The sequence below is a fragment of the Hydrogenophaga sp. SL48 genome (assembly GCF_021729865.1).
Taxonomy (GTDB): Bacteria; Pseudomonadota; Gammaproteobacteria; order Burkholderiales; family Burkholderiaceae_C; genus Hydrogenophaga.
The window spans coordinates 1,009,354-1,025,553 of sequence record NZ_CP063400.1; the positions used below are offsets into that span (position 1 = coordinate 1,009,354).

The following is a 16,200-nucleotide window of genomic DNA, read 5'->3' on the forward strand; positions in this document are numbered from 1 at the left end:
GCAGCCCCAACCCAGGGACACCGCGGAACCGGCTTCGCCGGGCCGCTGGTGTCGCCCCCTGAAGGGGGTATGCGGCTACGCGCAGCGAGCAAGCAACGGGGGGGAGACATGGTCAGACGGCGTAGATCGGCTTGCGGCCTTTGACGTCGCCTGGAGTGCCGGTCTCGGCCGTGAGCTGGAAGAAGGGCGACGCCCCGCTGGCCGCGGCCAGCTGCGAGGCGATGGACAGCAGCTCGGGCGCCAGCGCTTCCATGCGCTCGACGGTGAAACGCACCGTGGGGCCGGCGACGGTGATCACCCCCATGGCTGGCTGGCCGGCGAACCGCACCGGCGCCGACATCGCGGACAGGCCCAGGCTGTAGGTGTCCACCGTCAGGCTGTAGCCGCGTTCGCGCGTGGTGTGCACGGCGTCCAGCACGGCCTGCAGCGAGGTCGGGGCGGCCGGGCCAAACTGCTCGGGCAGGCCCAGGCCCTGTTTCGCCACCAGGGCCATGCCGGCGTTGTCGTCCAGTGTGGACAGCCAAGCCCAGCCCGACGACGAGCACGACAGGCGAGCATCGCTGCCCATGTCGGGGTCGTAGCGCAGGCCCTGGCGGGCGCCTTGTGCGCGGGCGACCCAGGTGAGGCGTTCACCGTCCACCACCGAGAGGCGCACCAGCTCGCCGGACAGCTCGGCCAGGCGGTTGAGCAGGGGCTGCGCGATGTCCACGATGCCGCTGTTGCTGAGGTATGAGAGGCCCATGCTCACCAGCTTGGTGGTCAGCAGGTAGTCACCATGGCCGCGCGCCTGGCGCACATAACCCAGCCGCACCAGATCGGCGAGCAGGCGGTGCACGGCGCTGCGCGGGATGTTGAGCTGGTCCGCCACGGCAGCGAGTTCCATGCCTTCGCCGTGTTGTGACAGCAGTTCGAGGATGCCGAGGGTTCGTTCGAGGACGCCGTTCATGGGGTGGGTTCCGTGTGTTCTGAGGGGAGGCTCAAACGGTGCAGGAGACCGGTGCGCCGGCGGTTGCCGCTTCCAGCACGGCCAGCGTGGCCTGCAGGGTGCGCAGCCCGTCGAGCGCGCTGCACAGCGGGGCTTCTTCGCCGCGGATCACGGCCGCGAAGTGCAGCAGCTGGGCGGTGTAGGGGTTGGCCCTGAGCGCCACGGTCTGCTCGCGCGTGATCTCGGCGTGCCAGCTGCGCTCGCCGCGGTAGTGCCAGAGCGAGAGGTCGGGCAGCGAGAGCGAGCCGTGCGTGCCGGCGATGAAGTGCGAAGGCACATCCTGGCGCGGGTACTGGTCCTGCTCGCCGGCGCTGAAGTCCCAGCCCCAGGGCGCCGTGGCGGTGTCCGACAGCACCAGCGTGCCCAGCGCGCCGTTCTCGAAACGCAGCAGGGCGGCGGCGGTGTCTTCCACCGCAAAGCCGCGCACCGCGTTGCTGCTGATGGCCTGCACCTGCGTGATCTCGCCGCAGAGAAAACGCAGCTGGTCGATCTCGTGGATCAGGTTGATCAGCACCGGGCCACCACCCGGCTGGCGGCGCCAGGCGGCGTCGAAGTAGGCCTCGGGCTTGAAGAAGGTGGCCATCACGTTGGCGCTCACGATGCGGCCGAGCCGCCCGCTGGCCACGATCTCGCGCGCCCGGCGGTTGATCGGGTTGTGGCGGCGGTGGTGGCCCACCAGCACCGGCACACCGCCGCGCGCCTGCGCGTCCACCAGCGCCTGCGCCTCGGCCACCGTGTCGGCCACGGGCTTTTCCACCAGGGCGGCGACACCGCGCGCCAGGCAGTCCAGCGCCATGGGCACGTGGGCCGGGTTGGGCGTGGCGACGATGGCGCCCTGCGGCTGGAACCGCTCCAGCGCGCTCAGGTGGTCGGGCGCCCAGGGCGCACCGAGGGATTCGGCCAGCGCGCGCCCGGCGTCCGACGGGTCGGCGATGCCGGCCAGCGCCAGGCCCGGCGTGCTGCGGATGCGCTGAATGTGCGTGCGGCCGATGGCGCCGGCACCCACCACCAGCAGGTGTACGGGTGCTCGATCGGTCGGAGCTGGGGCGGGCATGGCTTTGTCTCGTGAGGTGTTGTGTGGGCCGTTGAGGCGCCTGTTGAGGCAAAGTCTATCCAAAAAAAGAATGTTATTCAATACTTGAACACAATTCCACTTTTGCATATGATCCAGATCAACCATCCGATCCACCGCAGATCCGAGCGAGACACATGACACAAGCTTTGAGCGGCGCCACGCGCCTGCACTTCATCGTCGGCGACCCGATTGCCCAGGTGAAATCCCCCGCCGGCGTGACGCAGGCCTTTGCCGACCATGGCCGCGATGCGGTGTGCGTGCCGGCCCACGTCTCGCCCGCCCACCTGGCCGACTGGGTGCGCGGCGCCTCGCTGGCGCAGAACGTGGACGGCATCATCGTCACCGTCCCGCACAAGTTCGCGTGCACCGAGCTCTGCGCCACCACTTCCGAGCGCGCCGCCTTTCTGCACACCGTGAACACCATGCGCCGCAACGCCGACGGCAGCTGGCACGGCGACATGTTCGACGGCCTGGGCTTCGTGACCGCGATGCAGGACAACGGCTGCCAGCCCGCAGGCAAGAAAGCGCTGCTGGTGGGCGCGGGCGGCGCCGGTTCGGCGATTGCCCACGCGCTGGTGATGGCCGGTGTGAGCGAACTCGCCATCTTTGACCCGGACGACCAGCGCCGCACGGGCCTGGTGAACCGCCTGGCCAGCTTGAACCAAGGCACGGTGGGCCACGGCAGCGCCGACCCGACGGGCTTTCACATCGTGATCAACGCCACGCCGGTGGGCATGAAAGAGAGCGACCCCTATCCGCTGCAGGTGGAGAAGCTCGACGCCGCCATGTTCTGCGGCTGCGTGATCACCGCGCCGGCCATCACGCCCTTCATCGCGGCGGCGCGGTCCAGAGGCTGCGCCACGATGACCGGTGCCCACATGTTTGCGCGGGTCCGTGACCTCATGGTTGCCTTTCTGCTGGGCCAATGACATGCAAGTCCTGACCTCGCAGAACCAAATTCCCTCCGACGCGTCGTTCGACCTGGTCGTGATCGGTGCCGGCGGGGCCGGCATGGCGGCCGCGCTGTTCGCGGCCCTTGAAGGCCAGCGGGTGCTGCTGGTCGAACGCACCGAACACGTGGGCGGCACGACGGCCTGGTCGGCCGGCACCACCTGGGTGCCGGGCACGCACCACGCCGCGAAGGTGAACCCCACCGACACGCTGGCCGACGCCGCGGACTACCTCACCAACGCCATCGGCGAACGCACCCCGTCTGCGCTGCGCCAGGCCTTTCTGGACCACGGCGCTGCGGCCATCCGCCTGCTGGAAGACCGCAGCGAAGTGAAGTTTCGGCCCTACCCGAAGCACCCGGACTACATCTCCGAACTCGGTGGCTCCACGCTGAACGGCCGCGCGCTGGAGCCGCTGCCGTTTGACGGCCGGCTGCTGGGGGATTTGTTCAAGCTGCTGCGCCCGCCGATCCCCGAATTCACCGTGCTCGGCGGCATGATGGTCGACCGCACCGACATCAACCACCTGCTCGCGCTCACCAAGTCGTTCGCGTCTTTCAAGCACGCGCTGAAGATCATCTTGCGCCACGGCATGGACCGCCTCAGCCACCCGCGCGGCACGCGCCTGGTGATGGGCAACGCGCTGGTGGCGCGGCTGCTGCATTCGTTGTCGGCACACGCCGACGTGACGCTCTTGCTCAACACCTCGGTGGACCGCTTCGAGCGCGATGCCGATGGTGTGAGCGGCGTGGTGCTGCAGGGGCAGGGTGGTTCGCGCACCGTGGCCGCCTCGGGCGGCGTGGTGCTGGCCAGCGGTGGCTTCAACCGCCACCCCGAACTCCGCGCCGCGATGCTGCCTGGCGCCGACATCGCCTGGTGCCCGGCCGCGCCCGGCCACACCGGCGAGGCGCACGCGCTGGCCCAGGGCGCGGGTGCGGTCTACGGCCAGGGCGCTTTGAGCAACGCCTTCTGGGCACCGGTGTCGCTGCGAAAGCGCGCCGATGGCAGCACCGCCGTGTTCCCGCACTTCGTGATGGACCGCGCCAAGCCCGGCATGTTGACCGTGAACCAGGCCGGCGAACGCTTCGTCAACGAAAGCACCTCGTACCATCTGTTCGGCATGGCCATGCAGGCTGTCCACAACGGTTCACGCAGCGTGCCGGCCTACCTGGTGTGCGACGCGACCGCGCTGCAGAAGTACGGCATCGGCATGGTCCGCCCTGGCGCGAGCGCGAAGGACATGGCGCCCTTCCTCGCCGACGGCTACCTCACGCAAGCTCAGACGCTGGACGAACTGGCGGGCAAGCTCGGCATCCACGCCGCTGGCCTGAAAGCCAGCGTGCAGAAGATCAACGCCTGCGCACAGACCGGCGTGGACCCGGACTTCCAGCGCGGTGTCACGGCCTACCAGCAGAACATCGGCGACGCGGCCGCGGGCGGCAAGAACCCCAACCTCGGTCCGCTGGACACCGCGCCGTTCTACGCGGTGAAGCTCTACCCCGGCGACATCGGCGCGGCCACCGGTTTCGCCACCGATACCAGCGCCTGCGTGCTCGATGCGAGCGGCCAGCCCATCCCCGGCCTGTACGCCGTGGGCAACGACATGCACTCCATCATGGGCGGCGTTTACACCGCGCCCGGCATCACCATCGGCCCCGGCATCGTGTTCGCTTGCCTGGCGGCGCGCCACGCGGCGGCACACGCTCAGGGGAAACCCGGGTTCTGATCGATGATCGAACATGGGTGTTCATTTATCGCTCATCAAAGGGTGAGCAAGCATGGACCGTCCAGCGGGGCGGTCCTACATTCGAGGCCTTCATCTCAAGGGCGCTGCGCCAGCGCAGTGCCTGAGGAGGGGGCTCTCACTCCGTGTGTGAAACCCATGAGTCCGGGTCCCAGGGCTTGATTTTTTTCCAATAGAAGGAGACATGCAGATGCAATCCACCAAACGTCAATGGCTCGGCGCAGCCGTCGCTGCCCTCACCGCCGTCACCTTCGCCGGCCATGCGTCGGCCCAGAACTACCCCGAGCGCGACGTCACCGCCGTGATCCAGTGGGGCGCTGGCGGCGGCACCGACGTGGCCATGCGGGGCTACGCGCCGTACGCCGAAGAAGCCCTGGGCAAGAAAATCATCCTGCAGAACAAGCCGGGCGCGGCCGGCGTGATCGGCGCCAACTTCGTGCTGCAGCAGCCGTCAGATGGGTACACCATCCTCATGGGCGCCGAGCCGCAAGCCCTGTACCGCGTCATGGGCGTGGCCGAGTTCGACTACAGCGAGTTCACCCCCATCAACATCGCCGCCGTGGCCAACACCATCCTGCTGGTGACCAAGCCCGACGCGCCGTGGAACAACATGCAGGACCTGTTGAGCTTTGTGCAGGCCAACCCCAAGAAGGTCAAGCAGTACCTGGCCGGCCAGGGCACCGTGCCCTTCACCATGAACGCCATGATGAGCACGCTGACGAAATTCGAGACCATCAATGTGCCGTTTGACGGCGACGGCCCGGCCATCGCCGCGCTGCAGGGTGGCCACGTGGACATCGGCTTCATTGCTTCGGGTGCGGCCATCGAACACGTCAAGGCCGGCCGTCTCAAGGCCCTGGCCGTGGTGGACAGCAAACCTTATCAAGGCATCGCTCCGGTCACCGACGCTCCATCGCTCAAGGGCATCACCAAATACCTGCCCTGGGGCTCGTGGTACGGCGTGTTCGTGAAGAAGGACACGCCCGAGCCGGTCAAAGCCAAGCTGGTGGCCGCCTTCAAGAAGGCAGGTGACAACCCGCAGTACCGCAAGCTGATGGAAGGCCGCGGCACCACCATGCTGAACATCAGCGGCGCCGAAGCCGAAGCCTTCATCAAGAAGTTCCAGTCCACCACAGCGTGGCTGTACCAGGGCGCTGGTGCGGCCAAGAAGAACCCGGCCGATCTGGGCATCGCCAAGCCCTGATCCCGCGGGCTGACGAAGACGGTCTGTGGCAGTCCTTTCGCCCAGACCGTTTTTTTCACCCTTAGATCCCCACAACGAGGAGAACACCATGCACACCAGCCATTCGCGGCTGCCCGGTGAGCTGACCTTCATGGCCTTGATCGTGCTTTTCAGCGCGTTCATGCTGTGGGCGTCGTTCCAAATTTCCCGCTTCGACTCGCTGTCGTCGCCCGGCTTCTTCCCCATGCTGTGCGCGGCAACCATGCTGGTGACCGGGCTGTTGAGCCTGGTGAAAGCCGCTCGCGCCAAGCTGGCGCTGGAGCCCAACCAGTCGGTTTTCCAGCAGTTCGTGCAGAAGCTGGCGCCGCTCACGCTGGTGCTGTTCACCGTGCTGATCGTGGTCTACATGCTGCTGCTGGAGGTGCTGGGCTTCATCGTCGCGTCCTACCTGTTCCTGCTGCTGTCCATGCAGGTGCTGGGCAGCAAGCGACTGGGTCTCAATCTGGCTGTCAGCGCCGTGGTGCTGGCGGCCATCTTCATCGTTTTCCAGACGGCCTTCTCCGTGGTGTTGCCTTCCGGCAGCCTGGTGGGACCGTACCTACCGGAGTTCCTGAAATGATGGAAGCCATCGGTTATTTCTTCATGTCCTGGTTGGACGTGAAGATGCTGCTGCTCACCGCGATGGGCACCTTCGCCGGCATCTACATCGGCGCCATCCCCGGCCTGTCGGTGACGATGGCGGTCTCCATCCTGATCTCGTTCACCTTCAAGTGGGACGTGAACCACGCGCTGGCGCTGATCTCAGGCATCTACCTCGGTGGTGTGTATGGCGGCTCGCGCAGCGCCATCCTGCTCAACATCCCGGGCGCGCCCGCGGCCATTGCGACGGGTCTGGACGGTTATCCGCTGGCCAAGCGTGGCGAGGCAGGTCAGGCCATTGGTCTGACCACGGTGGTCTCGGTGTACGGTGGTTTCATCGGCATCCTGGCGCTGGCCGTGGCGGCGCCACTGGTGTCGGACCTGGCGTTGATGTTCGGGCCGCGCGACTACATGCTGCTGGCGATCTGGGGCCTGCTGCTGGTGGGCAGTCTCTCGGGTGAATCGCTCTCCAAGGGTATTTTCTCGGGCGCGCTGGGTGCGCTGATCGCCTGCGTGGGGCTGGACCCGATGACGGGCGAGAACCGGCTGACGTTCGGCAGCATGCAACTGTCTGCCGGCATCGCCTATGTGGCCGCCATGATCGGTTTCTTCGGTGTGGCCGAGGTGATCGCGCAGATCCACGAACTCAAGCTCAAGGCGATCAAGCAGAACGTGAGCAAGATCATTCCGTCGTGGGCGCTGGTGCGCAAATACCTGCCGCTGGCCACCCGCACCTCCACCATCGGTGTGGTGGTGGGTGCGCTGCCGGGCGCTGGTGGCGACATCGCCGCGCTGATGGCCTACGACCACGCCAAGCGCACGGTGAAGAACCCGTCGCGCCCGTTCGGCGAAGGCGCCTACGAAGGCCTGGTGGCGCCCGAGTCGGCCAACAACGCGGCGGTGGGTGGCGCCTACGTGCCCATGCTCACGCTGGGCATCCCGGGTGACGCGGTCACCGCTGTGATCATCGGCGCGCTCTACATCCACGGTCTGAAGCCAGGGCCGATGCTGATGATCGAGACCCCACACCTGTTCTGGTTCATCGTTGGCTCGCTCACGCTGGCCAACATCTTCCTGCTGGTGTTCGGCCTCACCGGCATCAAGATCTTTGCCAAGATCGTCGAAACACCCAAGCCGGTGCTGCTGCCGCTGATCCTGGTGTTGTCTGCGGTGGGCGCCTACGCCATCAACAACAACCCGGTGGACGTGTACTGGATGCTGGGCTTCGGTGTGCTGGGCTACTTCCTCAAGATGTACGGATTTCAGGTCGGACCGGTCATCCTGGGCATGATTCTGGGCCCCATCATGGACCGCAGCTACCGTCAGGCCATGATCTCCAGTGGCGAGGACCTGGGTGTGTTCGTCACCGAGTTCTTCACCACCCCGCTGTCGGCGATCCTGCTGGCCTGCGTGGTGTTCACGGTGGTGAGCCAGGCCGACTGGTGGAAGCGCCTGATCGGGAGGAAGTAGCTCCGCCCTGCGCCGCTGCGCGGCTTCCCCTCAGGTGGACCACGCCTTTGGCCCGGCGAAGCCGGTTTCGTGGCGTGAGCTGGCCGGTGACACGTGCTTCGGATGCGACACCTCGGGACCTTCGGGTACCGAGGTGTTTTCTTTTATGTGTTCGTTGGGTTGGCCAGTTGAGCCAGCGCCTGCGCGCGGAACTCGCGCGGGCTCAGTCCCGAGTGGCGCTTGAAGAAGCGACTGAAGTAGGCGTCGTCTTCAAACCCGAGCTCACCCGCCAGCTGTTTGATGCTGCTGCTGGTGTAGACCAGCTCACGCTGCGCCTCGTGCAGCAGCCGCGCGTTGATCACGTCCAGGCTCGACATGCCCAGCACCTCGCGGCAGATGCGCGAGAGCTGCCCCGCGGTGAGGCCCATGGCCTCGGCGTAGTGCTGCACCGGAAAGTGTTCGCGGAAATGCTGGTCGAGCAGGGTCTTGAACCGCTCGATCTGCCCGTTCTTGCGCGAGCCCGCCGCCGGCTCGGCGCGCATGCCCGCGTCGGGCGCCCCGACGATGCGGGCCACCTGCACCAGCAGCGCGGTCAGCAGCGACATGCCCGCGGCCGTCTGCCCGCTGGCGTGGATGCGCGACTCGCGTTCCAGCGCCAGGAACAGCGGCATCAGCGAATCGACGTGGCGGCTGTCTTCGGGCAGCGTCATCACGCGCGGCGTGCGGATCACCGCCAGCAGCTCTGGCATCAGCAGCGTGGCCATCGACTCCAGCACCTTCTGCGTGGCGGTGACCACCGGGCCGTCCACCTGTGGCGAGAAGCTGAAGCCGTGCGCCGTGCCGGCGGGGATCACGATGAAGCAGGGCGCCTCGGCGCGGATGCGGGCGTTGTTGACAGTGACCTCGGCGAAGCCCGCGCTCAGGTACAGCAGCTGCACGAAGGCGTCGTGCCGGTGCACCTGGATCTCCCATTGATACGGTTTCGAGCGCTGGGGGATCCATTCAAAGTTGAATGAATTCGACCAGTCGGGCGAGGCCTGGTCGCCGTAGAGATCGTAGTTCGGTATCGTTTTGGCCATCGGCCGTGTCTCCCGGTTTGTGCACGAATTGTCCTGTTGATGGCTGGAATCGTCAAAACACATTCCCGCGCCGCGCAGAACAATCCTTCACCACCCCATAAGACAGGAGACAACATGACCAACCACTCACCCCACTGGCTGGGCCTGGAAGGCCGCGTTTGCGCCGTGACCGGCGCGGCCAGCGGCATCGGCGCCTCGGTGGCGCGCCAGCTGGCCGCAGCCGGTGCGCTCGTGGCCCTGCTCGACCGCGACCTCGCTGGCGCCGAGAAGCTGGCGGCTCAACTCGCTGCAGAATTTGCAGAAAAAGGCGTGCGCACCCTGGCCGTGGGCTGCGACATCGCCAGCGAAGCGCAGACGCTCGCCGCCGCCGAGAAAGTGCAGGCCGAACTGGGCGACTGCGCCGCGCTCATCAACAACGCCGGGATGTTGCGCCCGGGCAGCCTGGACAGCGTCAGCCTCGACGACTGGAACGCTGTGCTCAGCGTCAACCTCACCGGCTACCTGCTGTGCTCGCGCGCCTTCAAGCCGCAACTGGAGCGCACGCGCGGCGCGCTGGTGCACGTCGCCTCCATCTCGGCCAATTTCCCGCAGAGCCACAGCGGCGCTTACAGCGCGGGCAAGGCCGGCGTGTTGCTGATGTCGCGCCAGATGGCGGCCGAGTGGGGCTCGCTGGGCATCCGCAGCAACGCCATCTGCCCCGGGATGATCCGCACCGCGCTGTCGGCGAAGTTCTACGAAGAGCCGGGCTTTGAAGCCAGGCGTGCGTTGGTCACGGCCAGTCGCCGCATCGGCGAGCCGCAGGACATCGCCGACGTGGCGCTGTTTCTCGCCAGCCCTCGCGCGGGCTACATGAACGGCGCCGAACTCGCGGTGGATGGCGGCATGTCGTCCATGCTGATGGACATGGTTCCGCGCCCTGGATTTAACCAATGACCCCCACGCTTGTCACTGCGTGTACTGCGCTGCCCCCCAAGGGGGCGCGGCCTTGCTTGGGGCGGCCCGGCGCGGCGGCCCACAACTTCTTGAGGAGACCTCTGTGAACAAGACTGAATTTGATGTGATCGTGGTGGGCTCCGGCGCCGCCGGCCTGGCCACCGCCATCACCGCGAAGAAGCGCGGGCTGGACGTGGTGGTCATCGAGAAAGAACCCGTCTTCGGCGGCACCACCGCGCTCTCGGGCGGCGTGCTCTGGATTCCGCTCGGGCCCCACGGCCGGCAGCAGAACCCGGCCGACACGCGCGAGGCCGTGCGTCGCTACATGATGGAAGAGACCGGTTCGTTCTTTGACGAAACCGCGGTCGAAGCCTTCATCGACAACGGCCCGAAGATGGTTCAGTTCTTCGAGCGCGAGACGGCCATGCAGTTCGTGCCCACGCTTTACCCGGACTACCACCCCGACGTGGCGGGTGGCGTGGACATCGGCCGCTCCATCCTCGCCAAACCGTTCGACATCCGCGAGCTCGGCGCCGACATGGCGCGCCTGAAACCGCCGCTGAAGACCATCACCTTCATCGGCATGATGTTCAACTCGTCGAACGCCGACCTCAAGCATTTCTTCCAGGTCACGAAGTCGCTCACCTCGTTCCTCTACGTGGCCAAACGCCTGGCCACGCACCTCAAGGAACTCGCGCTCTACCGCCGCGGCATCGCGGTCACCAGCGGCAACGCGCTGGCGGCGCGGCTGGCCAAGTCGGCGCTGGACCTGGGCATTCCCATCCTCACCAGCACCCCTGCGCAGGGCATTGAGATGGACGGGGAACGCGCCGTGGGCGTGCGCACCGCGCAGGGCATCCTGCGCGCGCGCCACGGCGTGGTGCTGGCCTGTGGGGGTTTCCCGCACGACGTCAAGCGCCTGGCCCAGGCCTACCCGCACGTGAAGCGCGGCCACCAGCACCTCTCGCCCACACCGGTCAGCAACACCGGCGACGGTGTGAACATGGCCGAGCAGCTCGGCGCCGTGGTGGACATCCGCTTCAAGGACGCGGCGGCGTGGATGCCGGTCTCGCGGGTGGACTACGGCAACGGGGAGATCGGTGTCTTCCCGCACCTGCTGGACCGTTACAAGCCCGGCATCATCGGCGTGCTGGCCAACGGCAGGCGCTTCACCAACGAGTCCAACTCATACCACGACGTGGGCGCGGCCATGGTGCGCGCTTGCGAAGGCCAGAAAGAAACAGCGATGTGGCTGGTCTGTGACAAGGCCACGCTGGCCAAGTACGGCATCGGTTTCGTCAAGCCCGCGCCCATGCCCATTGGCAAGTTCCTGCGCAACGGCTACCTGGTCAAGGGCAACACGCTCGCCGAACTCGCGAAGAACTGCGGCATCGATCCGGCCGGCCTGGAGCAGACCGTGCGCGAATACAACGTCGGCGCGGTCAATGGCGAAGACCCGGCGTTTGGCCGCGGCCGCACCAGCTTCAACCGCTACCTGGCCGACCCGGCCCACCGGCCCAACCCCTGCGTGGCGCCGGTGCAGACCGGGCCGTTCTTCGCGGTCAAGCTCATCATGGGCGACCTCGGCACCTTCGACGGCATCCAGACCAGCGTGGTCGGCGAGGTGCTCAGGCGCGACGGCAGGCCAATAGCTGGCCTCTACGCCGTGGGCAACGACCGCGCCAGCATCATGGGCGGCAACTACCCCGGCGCCGGCATCACCCACGGGCCCAACATGACCTTTGGCTACGTCACCGGCAACCACCTTGCCGACCGCGCAGGAGCAGCCGCATGAACGCCGCCATCACGCCACTGCCCTGGCCGATCCACAGCGCGAGCAACCTGAGCAAGCCGCTCGTGGACCACCGCGTGTACACCATCGCGCTGCGCCGCATGCCCGAGTTTCTCGACGTGTTCAACCGCCTGGCCATGCCCATCCTGATGCAGACGCTCGGGCACCCGGTCGGCTTCTACACCAGCCTGGTCGGTCCGCAGAACCAGTTCATGCACCTGTGGGCCTACGACGACCTGACCGACTATGAACGTCGCAGCCGTGCGCGCGACGCGCACCCAGACTTCCCGGCCTACCTGCAGGCCTCGGCCCACCTGATCACTGCCCAGGAAACGCGTCTGATCCGGGCGGCCTCCATGCCCGGCTGGCTGCCCGTGGCCAGCGCTCACCTGCCGTGAAGGAGGGATCGACCGTTCAGATGGATCACCTGGATGAAACGCCCCGAAAAACCCCGGCCCGACGACCTGTTGCTTGACGTCAAGCTGCTGCGCTTCTTCGACGTGCTGTACAGCACCCGCCGGTTGGCGCGGGCTGCCGAACAGTTGGGACAGAGTGCCCCCACCGTCAGCATCTGGCTCACCCAGTTGCGGGAGGCGCTGAAGGATCCGCTGTTTGTCCGCACGGCCAGCGGGATGCTGCCCACGCCCAGGGCCGATGCGCTCCTGCCCACCGTGCAGGAGGCACTGCGCGCCCTGCGGGCGCTCAGTTCGGAACCCCGGCCTTTCGAGCCGGAACACGCAGATCGCGTGTTCCGGATCTGCATGACCGATGGCGGCATGCTCACGCTGCTGCCCCACGTGCTCATGCGCCTGCGAAAGCTGGCACCCCATGTGCAGGTGGAAGTGATCAAGCTCGGGTCGGACACTGCGCCGCTGCTCGAAAGCGGGGAGGCCGATCTGGCGATCGGCCTGGTGCCCGACCTCGACGCCGGGTTCTACCAGCAGGCACTGTTCGACCAGGTGTGGGTTTGCCTGGTCAATCCGGAACATCCTCGCGTGCGCAACCGGCTGAACACGGACGACTACTCCCTTGAGGGGCACATCGACATCGTGCACGGTACCGGCCATCGCATGCTGGCAGCCGCGCTCGAACGCGCGCGGGTTTCCCGCAAAGTCTTTGTGGAGTTGCCGGTGTACCTGGGGGTGCCGGCCATTGTCTCGTCGAGCGACCTGATCGCCACGATGCCGAGTCGGACCGGGCACACGCTGGCCCGCAGCTTTGGGCTGAATCTATTTGCATGTCCGGTGCCCGTGCCGCCCTTCACGGTCAAACAGTACTGGCACGAACGTTTCCACCACGACGCCGGTCATCGGTGGCTGCGCGGGCTGGTGCAGTCGCTGTTTCTCGAACACGTGGCAGAGCATCCGGACGCTGGCGCATGACTTAAAAAATCACAAACTTCGTGTTTGGCTCTACCGCCTATTGCAGTCGAAGTCCCGTTCCTAGAATGAAAACCAGACCATGCGTTTCACAACAATCATTCGAGGAGCAACATGCGGGTACTGGTGACTGGAGGCAGTGGCTTCCTGGGGGCCTGGGTGATCAAACACCTGGTCGAGGCCGGGCATGAACCCCTGGTTTTCGACGTGGTCGGGGACCGCAGCAAGGTGGCGGAAATCGCCGGACAGCGGGTCGCCCGTGACCTGGTCTGGGTGGTGGGCGACATCCGTCGGCTCTCTGACGTGGAGATCGCCGCGCAGGACTGCGATGCGATCGTGCACCTGGCGGGAGTGCTCACACCCACGTGCCAGCAGTCGCCAGTGCTCGGCGCAGAGATCAACCTGCTGGGCACGCTCAATGTGTTCGAGGTGGCTCGCAAACAGGGTATCGGCTCCATCGCCTATGCCAGCACCGCGGGCGTGTTTGGTCCTCACGACAACCGGCAGCCCTTGCCCGAGACGCACTATGGCGCTTTCAAGCTGGCGTGCGAAGGCTCGGCGCGGGCCTACTGGCACGACGCGGGCATTGCCAGCGTGGGGTTCCGGCCCTTCGTGGTCTACGGACCGGGGCGCGACAGCGGCCTGAGTGCCGGACCCAGCCTGGCCTGCCGCGCTGCGGCCTTGGGCGAGGCCTACGTGCTGCCTTTCAGCGGGCGCTGCGGGCTGGTCTATGTGGCCGACGCGGCGGCACTGTTTGCCTGCGCGGCGCTGCAGCGGCACGAGGGCGCCCGGGTGTTCAACCTGATCGGTGAGGAGGCTTCGGTTGAAGATGTCATCGCCGGCATCCGCACCATCGTGCCGGATGCACGCCTGTCGAGCACGGGTCCTGCGTTGCCGATCTCGGTGGGTCAGGACGAGGCCGATCTCGACCTGTGCTTTCCCGGCATGGCCCGCACCTCTTTGGCCGATGGCCTGAGAGAGACGGTGCGTTTCTATCAGCGGCAGCCGTTCCCGGCTGCGGACCGAGCCGGCTGCGGGCTTGCCGCATGAGGCAGGCGTCCATGAACGGCCGCGTGGCGGTGATCGCTGGCGCGGCGGGCGGCATTGGCCGTGCCATCGCCAGCCGACTGGCCCGGGAGGGCGTTCGACTGGCCCTGCTGGACCTCAATCCCGGGGCGCTGAAGGGGGTGGCCGATGGATTGCCCGGCAGCCTGGCCATTGCAGCAGACCTGACGTCCGAGCGGGAGGTCCAAAGCGCGATCCGTCGCGCGGAAGAGGCACTCGGACGGATTGACGTGCTGGTCCACAGCGTCGGTGTGACCGGACCGTCTTTGCCCGTGCACGAGTATCCGGTCGATGTCTGGCTCCAGACGCTGGCCATCAACCTGCACAGTGCCTTCCTGTGCAGCCGCGCCGTGGTGGAGCCGATGCTGCGCTCGGGTTTCGGCCGCATCGTCAACATTGCCTCCATCGCCGGCAAGGAAGGCAACGCTCACCAGAGCGCCTATTCCGCCGCGAAAGCGGGCGTGATCGCGTTGACCAAGTCCATGGGCAAGGAGCTGGCGACCACCCCGATCCGTGTCAACGCGATTGCTCCGGCGGTGATCCAGACGCCGCTGATTGAACAGATGTCGCCTGAACTGCTGGCCACGGTGCTGGCCAAGATTCCCATGGGTCGCCCGGGCCTGCCGCAGGAGGTCGCGAATCTCGTGGCCTGGCTCAGCTCGGACGAGTGCTCCTTTTCGACAGGGTTCACCTACGACCTGTCCGGGGGCCGGGCCACGTATTGAGTGCCCTTGCGGCACGAAGGCATTTGTCCATCCAGCAGCCGCTGCGGATGGTCAATCGATGGCTCCATGGCGAGCCGATTTTTTCCACCAAGAGGAGACAGACATGAAGATCACCACCCCATTGTTGGGCCATTCCCCGCGGGACAGCCGCCGCACTTTCCTTCAGACCAGTGCCGGCGCCGCCGTGGCCGCCGGCATGTCCGCCGGGCTGTTGTCGCCCGCACTGGCCCAGGCCAAGCCCGTCATCCTCAAGGCGGTGATCCAGCACCGCAACGGCGAGTCGTACAAGAAGTGGCTGTGGCTCCAGGAGCAGGTCAAGACCCGTACCCAGGGCCGCGTGGAGATCGAGACCACCACCATCGGCGAACTGGGGCTGGGCGGAACCGAGATGCTGCGCGTGCTCAAGTCGGGCGTGATCGACATGGCAGAGATCCTGCCGGGCTACGTGGCCGGCGACTTCCCGCTGATCGAGGCCTGCGACCTGCCAGGCATCTCCACCGGCTTCGCGCAGTCGCGCAAGCTCTATGACGCCTGGACCGAGAACGTGGTGGGCAAGAACGAGTCCGTCATGGGGGGCAAGATCATGGGCTCGTTCTGCTGGTCCACGATGTTCATGTACACCAAGTTCCCGCTGGCCAGGCTGGATGACTTCAAGGGCAAGAAGATCCGCGTGTTCGCCCCTGCGCAGGCGCGCTTCCTGACCGCGCTGGGCGGCGAGCCGGTGAGCATGACCACCGCCGACGTCTACCCCTCGCTGCAGCGTGGCGTGATCGACGGCGCCATCACGGGCACGGAGCACGTCAAGGCCAGCAGCCTGTGGGAGGTCACCAAGTACATGACCAACGTGAACATTCCGCCCATGGGTTCGTACGTGGTCATTGGCACCCGGGGCCTGGCCAAGGTGCCGGCCGAGCTGCGCGGCATCTTCACCGGCATGTACAAGGAGTTGAGCGACCTGGGCTGGAAGCTGGGCAGCGACAACGACCAGCTCGGCTTTGCCTATGCGCTGGAAAAGGGCATGGTCCTCACCAAGGAGACCAAGCCCGAGTTCGTGCCGCAGCTCACCAAGATCTCCGCCGAGGACATCGTTCCCTGGTGGGCTGGCCGCGCCGGTGCGCGCGCCAAGCCGCTGTTCAACGAGTTCCTCTCGCCCATCGTCGGCTACAAGCTGAGCTGACCGGGTCGGCCCGGCGAAGACCGGG

General features: G+C 66.6%; 15 protein-coding genes. 12 read left to right on the forward strand and 3 right to left on the reverse strand.

Going from position 1 to position 16,200, the window contains the following annotated elements; all coding sequences use genetic code 11:
• Positions 1-112 precede the first annotated feature (112 nt).
• Positions 113-946 carry an IclR family transcriptional regulator gene (locus tag IM738_RS04880; protein WP_236964765.1) on the reverse strand — a complete coding sequence of 278 codons (834 nt, stop codon included), beginning with the start codon at positions 944-946 and terminating at the stop codon, positions 113-115.
• A gap of 31 nt (positions 947-977) precedes the next feature.
• On the reverse strand, positions 978-2,039 hold the full coding sequence (locus tag IM738_RS04885; protein ID WP_236964766.1) for a Gfo/Idh/MocA family protein: 1,062 nt from the start codon (positions 2,037-2,039) through the stop codon (positions 978-980).
• A gap of 155 nt (positions 2,040-2,194) precedes the next feature.
• On the opposite strand from IM738_RS04885, the gene IM738_RS04890 reads away from it, so the two are divergent.
• From IM738_RS04890 to IM738_RS04910, 5 genes are all read left to right on the forward strand, one after another.
• The gene (locus IM738_RS04890) at positions 2,195-2,989 is read left to right on the forward strand and encodes a shikimate dehydrogenase family protein (protein WP_236964767.1); all 795 of its coding nucleotides are present in this window, start codon (positions 2,195-2,197) and stop codon (positions 2,987-2,989) included.
• Position 2,990: 1 nt separating this feature from the next.
• Entirely contained in the window at positions 2,991-4,736 is a 1,746-nt protein-coding gene (locus IM738_RS04895; protein ID WP_236964768.1) for an FAD-dependent oxidoreductase, read from the forward strand.
• Positions 4,737-4,944: 208 nt separating this feature from the next.
• The gene (locus IM738_RS04900; RefSeq protein WP_236964769.1) at positions 4,945-5,958 is read left to right on the forward strand and encodes a tripartite tricarboxylate transporter substrate binding protein; all 1,014 of its coding nucleotides are present in this window, start codon (positions 4,945-4,947) and stop codon (positions 5,956-5,958) included.
• Between the two features lie 88 nt (positions 5,959-6,046).
• Positions 6,047-6,556: a tripartite tricarboxylate transporter TctB family protein gene (locus IM738_RS04905; protein ID WP_236964770.1), complete on the forward strand. Its 510-nt coding sequence runs from the start codon at positions 6,047-6,049 to the stop codon at positions 6,554-6,556.
• Positions 6,553-8,046: a tripartite tricarboxylate transporter permease gene (locus IM738_RS04910; RefSeq protein WP_236964771.1), complete on the forward strand. Its 1,494-nt coding sequence runs from the start codon at positions 6,553-6,555 to the stop codon at positions 8,044-8,046. The genes IM738_RS04905 and IM738_RS04910 overlap by 4 nt, the downstream gene beginning before the upstream one ends.
• Positions 8,047-8,189: 143 nt before the next feature.
• Here IM738_RS04910 and IM738_RS04915 read toward each other — a convergent pair whose 3' ends face one another.
• Positions 8,190-9,104: a helix-turn-helix domain-containing protein gene (locus IM738_RS04915; RefSeq protein ID WP_236964772.1), complete on the reverse strand. Its 915-nt coding sequence runs from the start codon at positions 9,102-9,104 to the stop codon at positions 8,190-8,192.
• 114 nt (positions 9,105-9,218) lie between these two features.
• Between IM738_RS04915 and IM738_RS04920 the strand changes: the two genes are divergently transcribed.
• From IM738_RS04920 to dctP, 7 genes are all read left to right on the forward strand, one after another.
• Positions 9,219-10,037 (forward strand): SDR family NAD(P)-dependent oxidoreductase, encoded by an 819-nt coding sequence (locus tag IM738_RS04920; RefSeq protein ID WP_236964773.1) that lies wholly within the window; start codon positions 9,219-9,221, stop codon positions 10,035-10,037.
• Positions 10,038-10,140: 103 nt separating this feature from the next.
• A complete protein-coding gene (locus IM738_RS04925) occupies positions 10,141-11,832 on the forward strand; it encodes an FAD-dependent oxidoreductase (RefSeq protein ID WP_236964774.1) in 1,692 nt (563 codons plus the stop codon).
• Positions 11,829-12,227: an NIPSNAP family protein gene (locus IM738_RS04930; protein WP_236964775.1), complete on the forward strand. Its 399-nt coding sequence runs from the start codon at positions 11,829-11,831 to the stop codon at positions 12,225-12,227. Before IM738_RS04925 ends, IM738_RS04930 begins: the two co-directional genes overlap by 4 nt.
• Before the next feature lie 33 nt (positions 12,228-12,260).
• A complete protein-coding gene (locus IM738_RS04935; RefSeq protein WP_236964776.1) occupies positions 12,261-13,211 on the forward strand; it encodes a LysR family transcriptional regulator in 951 nt (316 codons plus the stop codon).
• Positions 13,212-13,322: 111 nt separating this feature from the next.
• Positions 13,323-14,258, forward strand: coding sequence for an NAD-dependent epimerase/dehydratase family protein (locus IM738_RS04940; RefSeq protein WP_236964777.1), 936 nt, complete (start codon positions 13,323-13,325; stop codon positions 14,256-14,258).
• Positions 14,259-14,269: 11 nt separating this feature from the next.
• Positions 14,270-14,998 carry an SDR family NAD(P)-dependent oxidoreductase gene (locus IM738_RS04945; protein WP_236964778.1) on the forward strand — a complete coding sequence of 243 codons (729 nt, stop codon included), beginning with the start codon at positions 14,270-14,272 and terminating at the stop codon, positions 14,996-14,998.
• A 103-nt stretch (positions 14,999-15,101) separates the two neighbouring features.
• Positions 15,102-16,175, forward strand: a complete 1,074-nt coding sequence (gene dctP, locus IM738_RS04950; protein ID WP_236964779.1) for a TRAP transporter substrate-binding protein DctP — start codon at positions 15,102-15,104, stop codon at positions 16,173-16,175.
• Positions 16,176-16,200 lie beyond the last annotated feature (25 nt).